Source organism: Variovorax sp. UC74_104 (assembly GCF_044055375.1).
GTDB lineage: Bacteria > Pseudomonadota > Gammaproteobacteria > Burkholderiales > Burkholderiaceae_C > Variovorax.
Map to the genome: position 1 here is coordinate 3,854,994 of NZ_CP171978.1, position 15,539 is coordinate 3,870,532.

General features: G+C 69.6%; 13 protein-coding genes and 1 pseudogene. 5 read left to right on the plus strand and 9 right to left on the minus strand.

Annotated elements, in window-relative coordinates; translation table 11 throughout:
- Positions 1-4 precede the first annotated feature (4 nt).
- From ACHMXA_RS18145 to ACHMXA_RS18155, 3 genes are read right to left on the minus strand one after another with little or no spacing between them, the layout of a single operon-like run.
- On the minus strand, positions 5-1,960 hold the full coding sequence (locus ACHMXA_RS18145) for an esterase/lipase family protein (RefSeq protein ID WP_395316052.1): 1,956 nt from the start codon (positions 1,958-1,960) through the stop codon (positions 5-7).
- Positions 1,960-3,000, minus strand: a complete 1,041-nt coding sequence (locus ACHMXA_RS18150) for a DUF4105 domain-containing protein (RefSeq protein ID WP_395316053.1) — start codon at positions 2,998-3,000, stop codon at positions 1,960-1,962. The genes ACHMXA_RS18145 and ACHMXA_RS18150 overlap by 1 nt, the downstream gene beginning before the upstream one ends.
- 52 nt (positions 3,001-3,052) lie before the next feature.
- Positions 3,053-5,767 carry a GNAT family N-acetyltransferase gene (locus ACHMXA_RS18155; RefSeq protein WP_395316054.1) on the minus strand — a complete coding sequence of 905 codons (2,715 nt, stop codon included), beginning with the start codon at positions 5,765-5,767 and terminating at the stop codon, positions 3,053-3,055.
- A 123-nt stretch (positions 5,768-5,890) separates the two neighbouring features.
- On the opposite strand from ACHMXA_RS18155, the gene ACHMXA_RS18160 reads away from it, so the two are divergent.
- Positions 5,891-6,385: a protein tyrosine phosphatase gene (locus tag ACHMXA_RS18160; RefSeq protein WP_395316055.1), complete on the plus strand. Its 495-nt coding sequence runs from the start codon at positions 5,891-5,893 to the stop codon at positions 6,383-6,385.
- Between the two features lie 25 nt (positions 6,386-6,410).
- Here ACHMXA_RS18160 and ACHMXA_RS18165 read toward each other — a convergent pair whose 3' ends face one another.
- The 6 genes from ACHMXA_RS18165 to ACHMXA_RS18190 all read right to left on the minus strand — a co-directional run bounded on the left by ACHMXA_RS18165 (position 6,411) and on the right by ACHMXA_RS18190 (position 11,849).
- Positions 6,411-6,617 (minus strand): dodecin, encoded by a 207-nt coding sequence (locus tag ACHMXA_RS18165; protein WP_176664021.1) that lies wholly within the window; start codon positions 6,615-6,617, stop codon positions 6,411-6,413.
- 82 nt (positions 6,618-6,699) lie between these two features.
- A complete protein-coding gene (locus tag ACHMXA_RS18170) occupies positions 6,700-7,860 on the minus strand; it encodes a c-type cytochrome (protein ID WP_395316056.1) in 1,161 nt (386 codons plus the stop codon).
- 8 nt (positions 7,861-7,868) lie between these two features.
- On the minus strand, positions 7,869-8,681 hold the full coding sequence (locus ACHMXA_RS18175) for an ABC transporter ATP-binding protein (RefSeq protein ID WP_395316057.1): 813 nt from the start codon (positions 8,679-8,681) through the stop codon (positions 7,869-7,871).
- Positions 8,675-9,766 (minus strand): ABC transporter permease, encoded by a 1,092-nt coding sequence (locus tag ACHMXA_RS18180; protein ID WP_395316058.1) that lies wholly within the window; start codon positions 9,764-9,766, stop codon positions 8,675-8,677. Before ACHMXA_RS18180 ends, ACHMXA_RS18175 begins: the two co-directional genes overlap by 7 nt.
- Positions 9,763-10,779 carry an ABC transporter substrate-binding protein gene (locus ACHMXA_RS18185; protein WP_395316059.1) on the minus strand — a complete coding sequence of 339 codons (1,017 nt, stop codon included), beginning with the start codon at positions 10,777-10,779 and terminating at the stop codon, positions 9,763-9,765. Before ACHMXA_RS18185 ends, ACHMXA_RS18180 begins: the two co-directional genes overlap by 4 nt.
- A 95-nt stretch (positions 10,780-10,874) precedes the next feature.
- Positions 10,875-11,849 carry a LysR family transcriptional regulator gene (locus ACHMXA_RS18190; protein WP_395316060.1) on the minus strand — a complete coding sequence of 325 codons (975 nt, stop codon included), beginning with the start codon at positions 11,847-11,849 and terminating at the stop codon, positions 10,875-10,877.
- Between the two features lie 72 nt (positions 11,850-11,921).
- On the opposite strand from ACHMXA_RS18190, the pseudogene ACHMXA_RS18195 reads away from it, so the two are divergent.
- The 4 genes and pseudogenes from ACHMXA_RS18195 to ACHMXA_RS18210 all read left to right on the plus strand — a co-directional run bounded on the left by ACHMXA_RS18195 (position 11,922) and on the right by ACHMXA_RS18210 (position 15,496).
- Positions 11,922-12,570 (plus strand): annotated as a pseudogene (locus ACHMXA_RS18195) (HAD family hydrolase).
- Between the two features lie 10 nt (positions 12,571-12,580).
- On the plus strand, positions 12,581-13,717 hold the full coding sequence (locus ACHMXA_RS18200; RefSeq protein WP_395316061.1) for a DSD1 family PLP-dependent enzyme: 1,137 nt from the start codon (positions 12,581-12,583) through the stop codon (positions 13,715-13,717).
- 141 nt (positions 13,718-13,858) lie between these two features.
- Complete coding sequence (locus tag ACHMXA_RS18205; protein WP_395316062.1) at positions 13,859-14,848, plus strand: JmjC domain-containing protein; 990 nt, start codon at positions 13,859-13,861, stop codon at positions 14,846-14,848.
- Positions 14,849-15,214: 366 nt separating this feature from the next.
- The gene (locus ACHMXA_RS18210; RefSeq protein ID WP_176664028.1) at positions 15,215-15,496 is read left to right on the plus strand and encodes a hypothetical protein; all 282 of its coding nucleotides are present in this window, start codon (positions 15,215-15,217) and stop codon (positions 15,494-15,496) included.
- Positions 15,497-15,539: the final 43 nt, after the last annotated feature.

Consider the following 15,539-nt stretch of genomic DNA (forward strand, 5'->3'; position numbering starts at 1 on the left):
GCGGTCAGCGCGCGGGGTCGGGACCGGTGCGCAACTGTTCCCTCAGGATGCGCCGTATCTCCAGGATGGCCAGCGGGTTCTCCTGCACGCTGTGCGCCGACGGAACCACCAGCTCCGACGCCGCGCCGTCGAGGTGTGCGCTGGTGTAGGGCACGATGCCGTCGCTCGACAGCGCCTGCGCCACGCCGGGCGTGTCGTTGCCGATGATCGAATGGAAGCGCACGCGCGGATTCATCGGCAGGCCCGACGACAGCCGCACGAACGGGTCGCGGTCGCTCAGGTTGTCGATGCTGTTGGGAATGCGCAGCGTGCCCTGGTCCTGCCGCGCGGGCGCGATGCGGATCAGCTCGCGCGAGATGTCGCCCAGCTGCCCGAGCATCGCCACCGGCAGCGTGATGAGGTTGGCCACCCAGCGCGAGATGCGGTTGTTGGCGAAGTCGGTGCCGCGGTGCGGCGAGGCGATGAAGATCGCGACGCTCACCTGCGGCAGCGGCTCGAAGCGCAGGTAGGGCGCGAGCTTCTCCTCCATGCGCCGCTGCTGCGCGCCCTGCATCGGGTAGCTGGCGAGCAGCGCGTCCCAGAGCTTGTCTTCCGAGGACGACACCATCAGCCGCGACAGCACGCCGCCCATGCTGTGGCCGATCAGCGTGATGTCGTTCGAGGCCGGCGCCTTGCCCGTGGGATCGAAATGCGCGAGCGTCTGCGTGACGGCTTCGCGGATCGCGAAGTTGTTGATCGGCAGCGGCGCGTTGGTCGGGTAGTAGACCTGCCAGATCTGGTAGCGGCGGCGCAGCGTCTCGTCGCCCAGCACCTCGTTGGCCACGTTGATCCACGCCTCGGGGCTGCTCGCAAGGCCGTGCAGCATGATGACCGTGCGGCGGTTCGGGTCGTAGGGCTGCATCAGGTAGATGCGCGGCTCGGTGAGCCCGTCGCGGCCGCCGAAGAGGCTGCGCAGCGCCTGCAGCGCGAAGTCGGAGCGCGCGAGCCACAGGCCGTAGCCGGAGGTGAAGTTGGCGGCCAGCGGCACTTCCTGCCCGGCGAGCTGCACGTTGGCCGTGCGGTACGGGTCGTAGGCGGCGATGCGCAGCGTGCGCGTGCCCAGTATCTCGGCGAGGCTGGTGCCGTCGAACAGCAGCAGCGCGGTGACCGCGGGAAAGGGCATCTCGCGATAGGGCGGCCGGGGCGGAGTCCTGTCGGTCGGGTCGGCCGGATCGGCCTGGCGTGCCTCGTCGTCCGTGCGCTTGTTGTCGGCCGCCACCAGCTCCGCGCCGAAGCCGTCCCGCCGGTAGGTGTTGCGCAGGCCCGAGAAGGTGAGCGAGGCGGCCGGGATGAGCTCGTCGGGCAGGGGCGTGTCGGCCGGCAGGCGCAGGCCCGAGACGTCGGTCTCGATGCGCCAGTCGCCGATCTTCGGCAACTCGGGCTGCGCGGCGTTGCGCGAGCCGTTGCGCCGGATGCCGTGGTACAGCCCGGTGATGGCCTGCTGCACCGCGTAGTTGTAGTAGTCGCGCACCTGCGTCTGCCGGTCTTCGAAGGCGCGGTCGCGCGGCTTGCGGGCGGTGAAGAACAGGTAGGCGTAGGCGTGTCGGGCCGTCTCGAACCAGGCCTCGATGGCGGTCGCATCCGTGGCCGTGCCGCCTTTCTCCGCCGCCAGCGCCACCTGCAGCCAGACCTCCGACAGCGCGGAGAGCCGCTGCTCGTCGCTCAGGCCCGAGGAGTCGGCCAGCGCGTTGCGGCAGGCCTGGCCGTCCTTGCGGCACAGGTCGGCGTCGGAGCCGATCACGCGCAGCACTTCTTCGGCCGAGGTGCTGAGCCGGCCGGTGGTGAGCACGTCGCCGCGGCGCTGCGCGAGGTATTCGGCCGGCGAGATCGAGCCGACCTTCACCCCCGCGCAGCCGGCCACGCCCACAAGCGCGGCCGCGCACAGCAGCGAGGAGATGGAAGAGAGAAGGCGTGCGTGCATCACTTTGCCGCCGCGGGCGCCTGGCTTGCATCGGCGCCCGGCAGGCCCTGCCGGATCGCCTTCGGGAAGTTCGTGCCGGCTGCCGCCTTGTCGGTGGCAATGGCCCTGTCGGTGATGCGGCCCGCCGCGCGCAGCGCCTCCATGCTGTAGCCGGGCGTGAGGCCGCCCACGTCGAAGAGATAGTCGGGCAGGTAGCCCGAGGCCAGCAGCCGCCAGTCCATCGGCAGGCCGGGCACGATGCGCCTGGCCAGCGCGTACACGATGGTGGTGCAGTTGGCGGTGAGCGTGTTGTAGAAGCTCGGCTCGCGCACCAGGGCCGCGGCTTCGCCGAGGTAGGCGAGGAAGAGCGAGCGCATCTGAGGCTGTGGCAGGCGCACGCGGTACATGTAGACGTCTTCCCCGCGCACGTTGGTGCGCACGCGCAGGATGTCGTGCTCGTCGGCCGCGATCAGGCTGGTCTCGAACTGCTTGAAGAAGCCGCCCACCGACGAGAAGCTCTCGCCGCGCTCCTTGCGGATCTCGATGGAGAAGGTGACGAACTGGCCGTCGTCGAAACCGAAGGACACCAGCGTGTGCGCGATGGCGGGACCGGTCCAGTACGAGAGCGACACGTCGACGGAGCGCAGGCGCTCGAGGTCGTACTGCCGCGTTTCCCAGCGCTGGGTGTAGTCGGTGTCGCTGCGCCACTCGAAGTTGCGCACGTTGTCCAGCGTGACGACGCTGCCGTCGATATGCGCATGCAGCTGGCGCGACACGTCATCGGCCCACACGCGGTTCTGCGACGGCAGGATGGTGCTCCACCAGCCCAGCAGCAGCGCAAAGCCGACGGCGTAGGAGAGCAGGGCTCGCCCAAGCCGCCCGCGCCACAGCAGCACGATGGCCGCAAGGCCGAAGGCGGCCCAGAGCACGCCCGCGCCGACCTTCACCGCGGCAGGCCCCGGGAGCTGGTACCAGAGCGCGAGGCAGGCCCACAGGGAAGTCGAAAGCACGACGAGCGACAGCAGGATGCGGCCGATGTGACGCAAAAGCGTTCGGATCATGAAAACAAAGCCTGGAACTCGGATCCGCCGAGCTTACGACGGGCGGCGCCGGCTACAGCATGTAGGTCACGAGCTTGAAGTCCGGATCCTCCGGGAAGGACTTCACCGTGAACCCGAGCCGGCGCACCAGCTTCAGCATGTCGGGGTTGTTGGCCAGCACCAGCCCGTCCATCTCGGCCAGGCCCTTGTCGCGGGCCACGTCGATGATGCTTTCCATCAGCCGCGAGCCGATGCCCTTGCCGCTGAACTCGTCGGCCACCACCAGCGAGAACTCGCAGCTGGTCTGGTCGGGGTTGGTCACGTAGCGCGACACGCCCACGATGCGCTCGCTCTCCAGCACGGTGCCGTCGGGCGAGACGCTGCGCTCCATCACCACCGCCACCAGCGCCATCTCGCGGTCGTAGTCGATCAGCGTGAAGCGCGAGAGCATCGACGGCGGCAGCTCGTGGAAGCGCGAGACGAAGCGGAACCAGCGGCTTTCGGGCGACAGGCCCTGCACCAGCGCCTGCAGCATCTGCGCATCGTTGGGATGGACCGGCCGCACGATGTAGGTGCCGCCGCCCGTGCCCGCCAGCGGCCACTCGCGCCGGTAGCGCGCGGGGTACGGCATGATCGCCAGGTGCTGGTAGCCGTTGACCGCGTTGCCCACGTGCGCCGCCACCGCCTGCGAGCTGCTGCCCACCACGATGCGCGCATCGACCGAGATGGCGCCGTTCTCGTCCACGATGATCGGGTTGATGTCCATCTCGCGCAGCTCGGGCAGCTCGCACACCATCTCCGACACGCGCAGCAGCAGGTCTTCGAGCGCCTCCATGTCCACCGCATGGGCGCCGCGCCATTCGCCCAGCGTCTCGGCCACGCGCGAGCGCTCGATGAGCCGGCGCGCAAGAAACTGGTTGAGCGGCGGCAGCTCCATCGCGCGGTCGTTCAGCAGCTCGATCATGGTGCCGCCCGCGCCGAACACGATGACCGGGCCGAAGGGCTCGTCGGTGACCATGCCCACGTAGATCTCGCGGCCGCGCCGCGCGCGCACCATCTTCTGCACCGTCACGCCGTTGATGCGCGCCTCGGGCGCGAGGCGGGCCACGCGCTCCATCATCTCGACGTAGGTGTCGCGCGCGGCTGTGCCGTTGAGCACGTTGAGCGCCACGCCTTCCACGTCGGACTTGTGCGGGATGTCGGGCGAATCGATCTTCAGCGCCACCGGAAAGCCCAGCTGCGTCGCGATCATCATCGCCTCGCTGGGGCTGCGCGCGAGCAGCGTGCGCGTGATCGGGATGTGGAAGGACGAAAGCAGCGACTTCGACTCCATCTCCGTCAGCACATTGCGCCGCTCGGCCAGCACGCTCTCGATGAGCAGGCGCGCGCCCTCGATGTCGGGCTTGGCCAGCGCCGACAGCGGCGGCGGCGTCTGCTGCAGCAGCTGCTGGTTCTGGTAGAAGGCCGCGATGTTGCCGAAGGCGCCCACGGCGGCTTCGGGCGTGCGAAAGCTCGGGATGGTCGCGTCGGCCAGCACCGTGCGCGCCTTGCCCACCGACGAATCGCCCATCCAGCAGGCCAGCAGCGGCTTGTTCATCGGCCTTGGAATGTCCGCGAGCGCCTTGGCCGTGGCCGTGGCCGCGGCATCGGCGCCGGCCTTGGGCGAGAAGATGGCGAGCACGCCGTCGACCTGACTGTCGGCCGAGGCGGCGTCGATGGCCGCGCGGTAGTGCGCCGGCTGCGCCTCTTCCGACAGGTCGATCAGGTCGGCCAGCGAAGCGAGCGGGGGCAGAGCGGGCTGCAGCACCTTCTGCGCGGGCGCCGAGAGCTTGCCCAGGTGCAGCCCGATCTCGTTGATCCAGTCCGCTGCCAGCACGCCGGGCCCGCCGCCGTTGGTGACCACCGCCAGGCGCTTGCCCACGGGCCTGTAGCGCGAGGCCAGGCACTTGGCGGCCGAGAACAGTTCGACGAAGGAGCGCACGCGCACCGCGCCCGCGCGGCGCAGCGCGGCGTCGAACACGTCGTCGCTGCCCACGATGGCCGCGCTGTGCGTCTGCGCGGCCTCGTTGCCGGCAGGCTTGCGCCCGGCCTTGAGCATCACCACCGGCTTGGCATGCGAGGCGGAGCGCAGCGCGCTCATGAAGCGGCGCGCGTCGGCAATTCCTTCGAGGTACACGATGATGCTGTGCGTGGCCTGGTCGTTGGCCAGGAAGTCCAGCACCTGCGGAATGTCGACCGACGTATGCGGGCCCAGCGACACCACGCTGGAGAAGCCCACGCCGTTCTGGCGCGCCCAGTCGAGCATCGAGGCCGTGAGCGCGCCGGACTGCGCCACCAGCGCGAGCGGCCCGCTCCTGGCCAGCGGGCCGGCCACGCCGGCATTGAGGTGCAGCAGCGGACGCTGGAAGCCCAGCGAATTCGGCCCCAGCAGATGCACGCCCTCGCGGCGCGCGATCTTTCTCCACTGCGCGGCCTCGTCGGCGCCGATACCGCTTGAAAGAACCACCGCCGCCTTGCAACCGATGCGTCCGGCGATTTCAAGCGCGGCCGCCACGTCGCGCGGCGCCAGCGCGATCAGGGCGAGGTCGGCATGGGTCTGCGCCAGCTCCTCGAGCGTGCCCTTGGTGCGCACGTCCAGGAAGCGCAGGGTGCCGTCGAAGCGATCGGCGCGGAAGGCCTCGCGCAGCGTGCGGCCGGCGGGCGTCTGCCCGCCCGGGTCGTCGGCATTGCCTACGAATGCCACGATGGAGGCGGGCGCGAAGAGCGGGGTCAGGAAATGCTTGTCCATGACCCCGGAGTCTGCACCGTTCCGCGCCTTTAGTGGATGGCCGGGCGGGGTGTTGGCGAGTGTCGAGGAAGTGTTGACCTAAGTCATGACGTGGTCAGCGCGCGTGGCTATATTCAAGATTCCATGCAAAAACGTATCGGCGTGATCTTCGTCTCGCGACGAAATTCATTGCGCAGCATCCTGGCCGAAGCGTGCCTCGCGCACCTGGACCCGAAGAGGTTCTCGGCGTCTTCCTGCGGCCAGCCCGGACAGATTGCCCGCGAATTCCATCCCGCCGCCGTCGCCGCGCTGAAGAGCGCGGGCATTCCCATTCCCAACCGCCTGCCGCGCAGCTGGGACGAGCTGGCGCGAGCCAATGCCCCGGAGGCCGATTTCGTCATCACGCTGGACGCCGGCACTGAACTGCGCCAGCCGCGCTGGCCGGGCCAGCCCGATGCGGCGCTGTGGGAATACCCCGACGCGGCCGGCGGTGCCGATCCCGACAAGGTCATGCATGACGCGGTACAGACGCTGTTCTCGCTGCGCCGCAGGCTCGAACTGCTGGTGAACCTGCCGATGCAGGGCGCGGACCGGTCGGCCCTGCGCTCCGACGTGCGGGACCTGGGATATCTGCGCTGACGGCATCGGGCCCGCGCCCGCCGGCTCACTCCAGCGTGAAGCCGATCTTCAACGTCACCTGCCAGTGCGCCACCTTGCCGTCGACCACGTGCCCGCGCGTCTCGGTGACGTTGAACCACTGGATGTTGCGCACCGTCTCGTGCGCCTTGGCGATGGCGGTCTTGACCGCGTCCTCGATGCCGGTGGGCGAGGAGCCGGTGAGTTCTAGCGTTTTGTAGACGTGGCTGGACATGGGTCGGTCTCCTTCGGGTTGATTGAAAAGATTGGGCGGGAGGCCCTGAAAAAACATCGTAGTCCTGTTGCACCGGGCCGTGTCAGTGGACGTACCCGCCCTTGACGAAGCGAACCGGCTCGGCGTCCATGCGGGCGATGAGGGCGCCGAGGCCATCCGCCGCCAGCGGCCGGACGCCGGACGACGGAGCCTGCTCGGTGCGACACAGCAGATCGTCGTCGCTCCACGCGCCTTTGCCGGGCTCGCCGCGTGCGCGCAGCCAGCCGTTGCGGTCCACGATGAACTGCGTGCCCGCGAGCTGCGTGGTCGCGGCCACGAGCGAGAAGGCCGCCCAAGCGGCGGGCGAGGCCGAGATGCAGTCGCCGGCGTGCCGTGAGGCTGCGCCGGCATCCGGCGCGAGGAACACGGTGACCAGGCGCGGGTCGTCGAGCGGCGGCGTGCCTTCGCCGGCAGCCACGATGCGTACGCGCTGCCCGCGCCAGCTGGCCAGCCTGCGCGGCGGCTTGCTGCCGCATTGCACGCTCACGTCGGGCGGCGCGATCGGCTGCGTCCACAGCCCGGCCGCGCGCAGGCTCTCGCCCGCCCCCTGGGCCTTCATGAAGTCGATGAGCGCCCAGGCGTCGGCGTCGCCCAGCGTGCCGCCGAAGCCGGGCATGGTCGTGCCGCCGCGCCGGTCGCGCATGCCGTTCAGCACGTGCCAGAGCAGGTCGCCATCGGCGCGGCGCCACAGCAGCGGGCCCGAGAGGTTGGGCGGCCACACGGGCTGCGATGAAGCCAGCGGGCCTTGTCCGCGCCCGTCGGCGCCGTGGCAGGCCGCGCACTGCGCCGCGAAGAGCACGCGCCCGCGCTCGATGCTCTCGGCCGTGAAGCCCGTGCGCGATGCCTGGAAGCTCGTCGGATACGCCGGCACCAGCACCACGTTGGCTTCGGGCCAGGGCGTTGTCACCACCAGCAGCGCAGCCAGCACCACCAGCCACGCACGACGGCGGCGCCAGGCCAGGGCCAGCAGCAGCACCAGCAGAGCCGCCGCAAGCAGGACCACGGTGAGCCCGAGCCTTCGCGCCTGCCCGAGATCGATCAGCAGGTTCTCGCCCGAAAGCCGCCGCGCCCAAGGCCACGCCGGCTGGCCGTGCGCGTGCCCGGCCAGCCCCAGCGCGTCGAGCAGGCGCAGCAGCTGCAGTTGGGCGCCCTGCAGCAGGCCGATCAGCAGGTTGAGCCAACCGGCCTCGGGCAGATCGCTCATCTACCTCTTCACCACGTGGCGTCGAGGCCCAGGTGCTTGAGCGCCTCGTGCCGCAGCTCGGCCAGCTTCGGATCGCCGCGATGGCGCGGGTAGGGCAGGTCGACCACCAGCTCCGCCGCGATGCGCGCCGGCCGGTCGCTCAGCACGATCACGCGGTTGGCGAGGAAGAGCGCCTCTTCCACGTCGTGCGTCACCAGCAGCGCCGAGAAGCCGGCGCGCTGCCAGAGGTTGACCAGCTCGCTCTGCATTGCGATGCGCGTGAGCGAGTCGAGCTTGCCCAGCGGCTCGTCGAGCACCAGCAGCTGCGGGTCGTTGACCAGTGCACGGGCCAGCGCCACGCGCTGCGCCATGCCGCCGGAAAGATGGTGCGGAAAGGCCTTCGCGAACTCGGTGAGACCCACGAGCCTGAGCGCCTCGTCGACGCGGGCTCGCTGCTCCTTCAGCACGCCGCGCGCCTGCAGGCCCAGCGCCACGTTGTCCCACACGCTGCGCCAGGGGTAGAGCGTCGGGTCCTGGAAGACGACGATGCGCGACGGGTCGGGCCGGGTGATGGCCTCGCCGTTCTGCGTGATGGTGCCCGTGGTCGCGGGCTCGAGCCCGGCCACCAGCCGCAGCAGGGTCGACTTGCCGCAGCCGCTGGGCCCCAGCAGCGCGACGAACTCGCCGGGGCGCACCTGCAGGTCGACACCGTCGAGCACCTGCAGCACGCCGCCGGACACCTCGAACCAGTGGCTGACGCCGCGTATGTCGATGTGCGCGCCGGCGGCATCTGCCTTGGCGGCAGGCGCGGGCGCGGGAGGAAGCACGGCGTTCGTCACCATTTCACGGTTCCTTTCTGCCAGGACAGCACGCGGTCGCGCACCTTGAAAAGCAGGGTGATGAGCCCGGAGCACAGCGCCGCCATCACGAGCAGCGCCGCATACATGTTGGCGTAGGCCGCCCAGCCCTGGGCCCACTGCAGGTACCAGCCCAGCCCGGCCTTCACGCCCATCATCTCGGCGGTGATCAGCACCGAGAACGAGGCGCCCAGGCCCATGAAAAGGCCCACGAACACCTGCGGCAGCGCGGCCGGAATCGCCACGCGGAACACCAGGAAGCGCTCCGACGCGCCCAGCGTGCGCGCCACGTCGTAGTAGCTCTTGTGCACGGAGGCCACGCCCGACCAAGTGAGCACCGCCACCGGGAAGAAGGTGGCCAGCCCCACGAGGAACACGGCCGCCGAATAGCTCGAAGGCGCGAAGAAGAAGGCCAGCGGCAGCAGTGCCGACGCGGGCACCGGCCCCAGGAAGCGCAGCAGCGGATGCACCCAGTACCCCGCGATGCGCGACCAGCCGATGGCAACGCCGGTGATGAAGCCGACCAGCGCGCCCAGCACGAAGCCGTTGGCCAGCAGGCGCAGCGAATGCACGGTGGAGAGGCCCAGGCGCTGCCAGTCTTCGTGCACCACGTCGATCAGGCTCTGCGGCGGCGCGAAGAAGGGCGAGGGCAGCACGCCGAGCTTGGCGGTGGAAATCTCCCACAGCGCAAGGCCCGCGGCCAGTGCCACCAGCCATTGGCCAGCCGGGCGCAGCGTGCGCACCAGCCTGCCGGTACGGCTGCCCAGCAGCGCCACCGTGAAGAGGAGGGCGGCAACCACCAGCGTGGCAATGCCGAATTCGCGCGTGAAGGCCCAGTCGCTGAAGCCGACTTCCTTGTTCGGCCACAGCAGCGTGAGCAGGCCCAGCGCGACCCATGCGGCCGAGGCGAGCAGGCCCGTGGGCCAGATGCCTGCAGGGGCGGCGGGGCGCAGCGTCGCTGCCTGCGTCGGGGCCGGCGCCTTGGCTGCACGGGGCGCGGCGGAGGCCGGCGCGTGCGTGCCGCCCTGCAATCCGAGCGGCGCGTCGAGGATCTGTTCTGCCGTGCTCATGCCAGGACGTCCAGCGACACGTGATTGGCGAAGCGGACCACGTCGGTGCTCTTCTTCAGGATGCCCGCGTTGCGGAAGTCGGTGGCGAAGGCCTCGACCTCGTTGCGCAGCGCCTTGCCGGCAGGGTGGTGCTTGTAGGTGAGCTCGGCCAGCAGCCTCTGCAGATCTTCGAGCGGCACCTTGGGCGCGTATTTGGAGTAGATGCGCGCGGCCTCGTTGGGGTTTTCGGAAACGTAGTCGGAGGCTTGCGCCAGCGCGCGGACCACGGCCGCGGCGCGCGGCTTGTCGTTGCGCGCCAGCTCGCCGCGCGCGCCGACGATGCAGCACAGCCGCTCGGCGTATTCGCCCTTGGCGCTGTTGGCGATCTCGGTAAATACGCCCGGGTTGCGCTTCTCGATCAGGAACACGTTCGGGTCGCCATCGGCGATCGCGTGGATCTCGCCTTTCTTCACCGCCACGTCGAGCAGGTCTGCCGGGTAGACGCGCCAGTCGACGTCCTTCTCGATGTCGATGCCCTTCTTGGCGAGGTGAATCGCGTAGAACTGCCGCGCCGGGCTGTTCTGGTCCGACACGCCGATGGTCTTGCCCTTCAGGCTGGCCAGGTCGGTGGTCACGCCCGAGGCCTTGGCGCCCACCAGCCGCAGGCAGCCGCCGTGCACGCTGCCCACCACCTTCACGTCGAAGCCCGCTTCCAGCGGCTTCACCCAGCGATGGATCAGGCCCACGCCCAGGTCGGCCTTGCCGGTGGCCAGCGCCTCCAGCATCTGGTCGGACGAACCGGCCCAGTTGAGCAGCTCGACGTCGAGCCCGTTCTTCTCGAAGAAGCCTCGCTCCAGCGCCACCGGCACCGGCGCGAGGCAGAAGCCCGCCTGGCTCCACGCGAAGGTCAGCTTGCGCGGCTGGGACCAGGCCGAGGAGCCGAGCACGCCCGCGGAGCCGACCAGGGCGGCTGCCGCTCCGGCCTGCAGCACGCTGCGGCGCGAGGGCGGTAAGTGATCGAGGGGAACGGTCATCGCAGGCTTCTCCACCGGAAATTTGGAAGCTGCGAGTGTTGGCGCGCGACGCGCGCGCGGCCAACGAATGAATGTGGCTATGGATATGCGCCGAGCTACTTTCCCCCGGTTCCCTTTATTCCCTTTACCCCCTTTACTCCCTTGGGGCCTTTCACGCCCATGGTGCCGAACCCCTCGACGAGGAACTCGACCACGGCCTGCACGCGCGCCGTGCGGCCCTTGCGGCTGGGCACCAGCAGCGTGACCGGGGCGCCGTCGAACTGCCAGTCGGCCAGCACGCGCACCAGCGTGCCGCGCGCCACGGCGTCGGCCGCGTCCCATTCGGAGCGCAGCACCAGGCCCAGGCCCTGCTCGGCCCACTGGCGGGCCACGCCGCCGTCGTTGGTCACGTAGGCGGGCGATATGCGCAAGGTTTCCCGGCGGGCCTTGGCGGAGGCTGCGCGGCCGGCCGGGCGCAGGTGCCACAGCGTCACGTCCTCGTCGTTCTCGCGGATGCAGATGCAGTCGTGCTGCATCACGTCGCGCGGCACGCGGGGGGCGCCGCGCTGGCGCAGGTAGTCGGGGCTGGCGCACAGCCAGCGCTCGTTGGCGCTCAGCGTGCGCGCCACCCAGGAAGAGTCGCGCACCGTGCCGATGTGGATCACCGCGTCGGCGTCGTGCCGGTCGGGCCATGGGGTCTCGCGCAGGTCGAGCTGCACGCCCAGCCCCGGGTGCAGCCTTGCGAAGCGCGCCAGCATCGGCGCGATGTACTGCCGGCCGAAGCCGAAAGGCGCGGCGATGCGCAGCGTGCCGGTGAGGCGCCGGTCGTCGCGCTGCATCGACTCGCGCAGCCCCTCGATCTGCGCGAGCAGCGCGGCCGCCTCGCGCGCGAAGCGTTCGCCCTCGGGCGTGAGGCTCAGCTTGCGCGCGGTGCGGGTGGCGAGCGACAGGCCCAGCGCGGCTTCGAGCTTGCGCAGCCGCATCGAGAGCGCGGGCGGCGTCACGTCGAGCGCCCGCGCCGCCGCGCTCAGCGAGGGCTCGCGCAGCAGGGCGGCGGCCAGTTGCATGTCTTCGATCTGGATCGTCGTCATTAACTTGTGCTTAACGATTGATGACGCCGCATTGAAGCACAAGCATGGCTTCGGAACGTACAGTCGCAGTCCATGCAACCCCACCCGAACGCCTATCCGCGCGCCGTGCTGTTCGACCTGCTCACCGCGCTGCTCGACTCCTGGACCGTCTGGAACTCCGCCGCCGGCTCCGAGCAGAAAGGCCGCGCCTGGCGCGCCGAATACCTGCGCCTCACCTACGGCTGCGGCGCCTACGTGCCCTACGAAGAGCTGGTGAAAGAAGCTGCGCGCAACACCGGCATGGACGATTCCGCCCCCCGATGCGCTCGAGGCGCAATGGGACACGCTGCCCGCGTGGAGCGGCGCCCGCGAACTGCTGCTCGCGCTGAAGCCGCACTGCAGGCTGGCCGTGGTCACCAACTGCTCCAGCCGCCTCGGCCATCGCGCCGCGGCCCGGCTGGGCATCGACTGGGACGTGGTCGTCACCTCCGAGGAGGCCGGCTTCTACAAGCCCGACCCGCGCTCCTACCGCCTGGCGCTCGACCGGCTGGGCGTGCAGGCGCAAGACGCCGCCTTCGTCGCCGGCTCGGGCTACGACATGTTCGGCACCTCGGCGGTCGGGCTGCGAACCTTCTGGCACAACCGCGTCGGCCTGGGGTTGCCGCAGGGCGCGCCATCGCCCGAACTGCAGGCGCCGGCGCTCGAACCCGCGCTGCCATGGCTGCAATCCTTCGGCAAATGAAAGCCCGCCCATGAACCACACCCTCGCCACCATCGACACCCCCGCGGCCCTGATCGAACGCACCCGCATGCAGCGCAACATCGGGCGCATGCAGCGGCACATGAACGAACTCGGCGTGCGCTTCCGCCCGCACGTGAAGACCAGCAAGTGCATCGAAGTTGCCAAGGCGCAGCGCGAGGCGGGCGCCCGGGGCATCACCGTCTCGACGCTGAAGGAAGCCGAGCAGTTCTTCGCCGAAGGCTTCACCGACATCCTCTACGCCGTCGGCATGGCGCCGCACCGGCTGCCGCACGCGCTGGAGCTGCGCCGGCGCGGCTGTGCGCTGGGCATCCTCACGGACAGCGTCGAATCGGCGCGCGCCATCGCCGCGTTCGGCCGGGCGAACGGGGAGGCGTTCGACGTGCTGATCGAGGTCGACACCGACGGCCACCGCAGCGGCATCCGGCCCGAGGAAGACAGCCTGCTCGAAGTGGCCCGCACGCTGCACGAAGGCGGCATGCGCCTGGGCGGCGTGATGACGCATGCCGGCTCCAGCTACGAGCTAGACACCCCCGAAACCCTGCGCGCCATGGCCGAGCAGGAGCGCGCGGGCTGCGTGCGCGCCGCGCAGCGGCTGCGCGAGGCGGGCCTGCCGTGCCCCGTGGTCAGCGTGGGCTCCACGCCCACGGCGCTGATGGCCGGGGCGCTGGAGGGCGTCACCGAAGTGCGCGCCGGCGTGTACGTGTTCTTCGACCTCGTGATGCGCAACATCGGCGTGTGCACGGAAGACGACATCGCCCTGAGCGTGCTCACCACGGTCATCGGCCACCAGGCAGAGAAGGGCTGGGCCATCGTCGACGCGGGCTGGATGGCGATGAGCCGCGACAGGGGCACGCACAAGCAGAAGCGCGACTTCGGCTACGGACAGGTCTGCGACCTCGACGGCCGGGTGCTCGGCGGCTATGTGCTCGGCGGAGCGAACCAGGAGCACGGCATCGTCTCGCGCGAAGGCGAGCCCGACACGGGCATCGTGGCGCGCTTTCCCATTGGCACGCGGCTGCGAATCCTGCCGAACCACGCCTGTGCGACGGGCGCGCAGTTTCCCGAATACCAGGCGTTGTCGGAGGAGGGCGAGCTGCAGACCTGGAGCCGTTTCCACGGCTGGTAAAGCGCCATCGCGCAGGCACTTCGCGGTCAGGTTCGGTTCAGAACTCCGTCCTAGATTTACCCTCTTAGTAGTACTTTTGTTCGCGGGACTAGTCCCGACCCTCGCGCCGGAGCTGGTCCGAAAAGCGATCAGGAGGGTGCCATGCGAGCCGCAACCAGCTTGAGTTCCGTCGGGCCTTCGCAGACGACGTACCGGGTTTGGACAGACGATCCCGGCGGCTTCTCGACGCTGCGGATCGCGCCGATGCACCACAACTTCCATGAGCATCCGCTGTTCCAGGTGCCCGAGCTCGTGAAGCTCGGGCTGGAACTCTCCGAGCTCGACCAGTGCAGGTTCATGGACCCGAAACGGACCGTCGCCTCCGCGCTCTCGCACGTCGGGCGGCCGCCCGGCGGGCGCAGCATCGAGGAGTTCTTCGAGCGCATGGAGGAGCCGGGTTCGTCGGTCGCCTTCTACAACATCGAAGTCATCCCGCGCTACGGCGCCTTGCTGATGTCGGTGGTCGACTCGATGCGCTCCCTGGTCGAGCGCGAGCAGCCCGACATCTTCCTGGTGAACGGATTCGTCTTCTTCTCCGCGCCGCCCTCGGTCACGCCCTTTCACATCGATCGCGAGAACAACTTCTGGCTGCAGCTGCGCGGGCGCAAGACGCTCAACGTCTGGGACCACCGCGACCGCAGCATCGTGTCGGCGGAAGCCGTCGAAGATTTCATCGTCACGCAGTCGCTCAAGAAAGTGCGTTTCGACGAAGCCTTCCTGCCCCGTGGACTGGAGTTCGATGCGCGGCCGGGAGACGCCGTCTACTTTCCGAGCACGTCGCCGCACATGACGAGATCCAGGGTCGACGCGAATGCCACGCCGGAAAGCCGCCTGTCGATCTCCATCGGCGTGACCTTCTACACCGCCGCCACGCGCGAGGTGGCCCGCATCCATCAGGTCAACCGGGTGATGCGCAAGTGCGGACTTTCACCCAGGTACCCGAGGGAGTCGCGCTCGGCCGACGCAATCAAGTCTACGGTGGGTGGACTGGTCGGCGCCGGGCGTGCCCGGCTGGGTGCCGCGCGCGCGAAGTTCAGAAGCATGACCTCGTCGGGGCACTTCAGGCACACGCCGCCGCCGGGTTCCTACTGAAGCGCCGATGGCGCCCGCCGCCCGCCGCCTGCCGGGTGCGTTTCAGCTATCCCTTGCGGCGCCACGCAAGTGCCGAATGCTGTATTTGTTTGCACGAATCAAGACTTCCTCGCGCGTCGCGCTCCGCGCAGCACCGCTCCTCTCTACAGTGGATGCCCCTGTCACTCAACGCCCCACCAAGCGGGCAAGGAAGGCGTCACCAGCAAGCACCACCCGAAGCGACCAGACCGCCACGCCTCGCGGCGGGCCATCGACGCAAGCGCATCGATGCGAACGCGAGGCACAAAAGGCGACGGCCGGGGTGCGCAAACACCCCAGCCGTCTAACCAAGTGAAGTGCCCGACCTAGTAAAGGACGCACAACAAAATGGCTGAACGAATTATGGCCCGGCCCACCAAGCCGGCATCTCCCCAAGCCGCGGCTGTCACTGCACCCGCCGCCCCGGACCTCCTCGAAAACAAGCTGGAGCAACTGAAGTCGCTGCTATGGGCCTGCCACGGCGACGGTGCCCGATGGAGCGAAGACGAGGGCCTGCAGAACCTCGACAACGTCTTCTGGCTCGCATGGGAAATGGCGCGGGACGCGACTGTGCTGCTTCAGGAGTGCGCGGGGGCGCTGGGTGAGCAGTGGGTGGCGCCTGATCGGTAGGCGGTGAGGGAAGGGCTGGCGCATCGCGGTGCGGTGTGCCGGC

What these genes read in the sequence shown, in the direction of transcription:
- ACHMXA_RS18145 (WP_395316052.1), bottom strand. Translation starts at nt 1,960, where the DNA reads ATGCACGCACGCCTTCTCTCTTCCATCTCCTCGCTGCTGTGCGCGGCC.
- ACHMXA_RS18150 (WP_395316053.1), bottom strand. Translation starts at nt 3,000, where the DNA reads ATGATCCGAACGCTTTTGCGTCACATCGGCCGCATCCTGCTGTCGCTC.
- ACHMXA_RS18155 (WP_395316054.1), bottom strand. Translation starts at nt 5,767, where the DNA reads ATGGACAAGCATTTCCTGACCCCGCTCTTCGCGCCCGCCTCCATCGTG.
- ACHMXA_RS18160 (WP_395316055.1), top strand. Translation starts at nt 5,891, where the DNA reads ATGCAAAAACGTATCGGCGTGATCTTCGTCTCGCGACGAAATTCATTG.
- ACHMXA_RS18165 (WP_176664021.1), bottom strand. Translation starts at nt 6,617, where the DNA reads ATGTCCAGCCACGTCTACAAAACGCTAGAACTCACCGGCTCCTCGCCC.
- ACHMXA_RS18170 (WP_395316056.1), bottom strand. Translation starts at nt 7,860, where the DNA reads ATGAGCGATCTGCCCGAGGCCGGTTGGCTCAACCTGCTGATCGGCCTG.
- ACHMXA_RS18175 (WP_395316057.1), bottom strand. Translation starts at nt 8,681, where the DNA reads ATGGTGACGAACGCCGTGCTTCCTCCCGCGCCCGCGCCTGCCGCCAAG.
- ACHMXA_RS18180 (WP_395316058.1), bottom strand. Translation starts at nt 9,766, where the DNA reads ATGAGCACGGCAGAACAGATCCTCGACGCGCCGCTCGGATTGCAGGGC.
- ACHMXA_RS18185 (WP_395316059.1), bottom strand. Translation starts at nt 10,779, where the DNA reads ATGACCGTTCCCCTCGATCACTTACCGCCCTCGCGCCGCAGCGTGCTG.
- ACHMXA_RS18190 (WP_395316060.1), bottom strand. Translation starts at nt 11,849, where the DNA reads ATGACGACGATCCAGATCGAAGACATGCAACTGGCCGCCGCCCTGCTG.
- ACHMXA_RS18200 (WP_395316061.1), top strand. Translation starts at nt 12,581, where the DNA reads ATGAACCACACCCTCGCCACCATCGACACCCCCGCGGCCCTGATCGAA.
- ACHMXA_RS18205 (WP_395316062.1), top strand. Translation starts at nt 13,859, where the DNA reads ATGCGAGCCGCAACCAGCTTGAGTTCCGTCGGGCCTTCGCAGACGACG.
- ACHMXA_RS18210 (WP_176664028.1), top strand. Translation starts at nt 15,215, where the DNA reads ATGGCTGAACGAATTATGGCCCGGCCCACCAAGCCGGCATCTCCCCAA.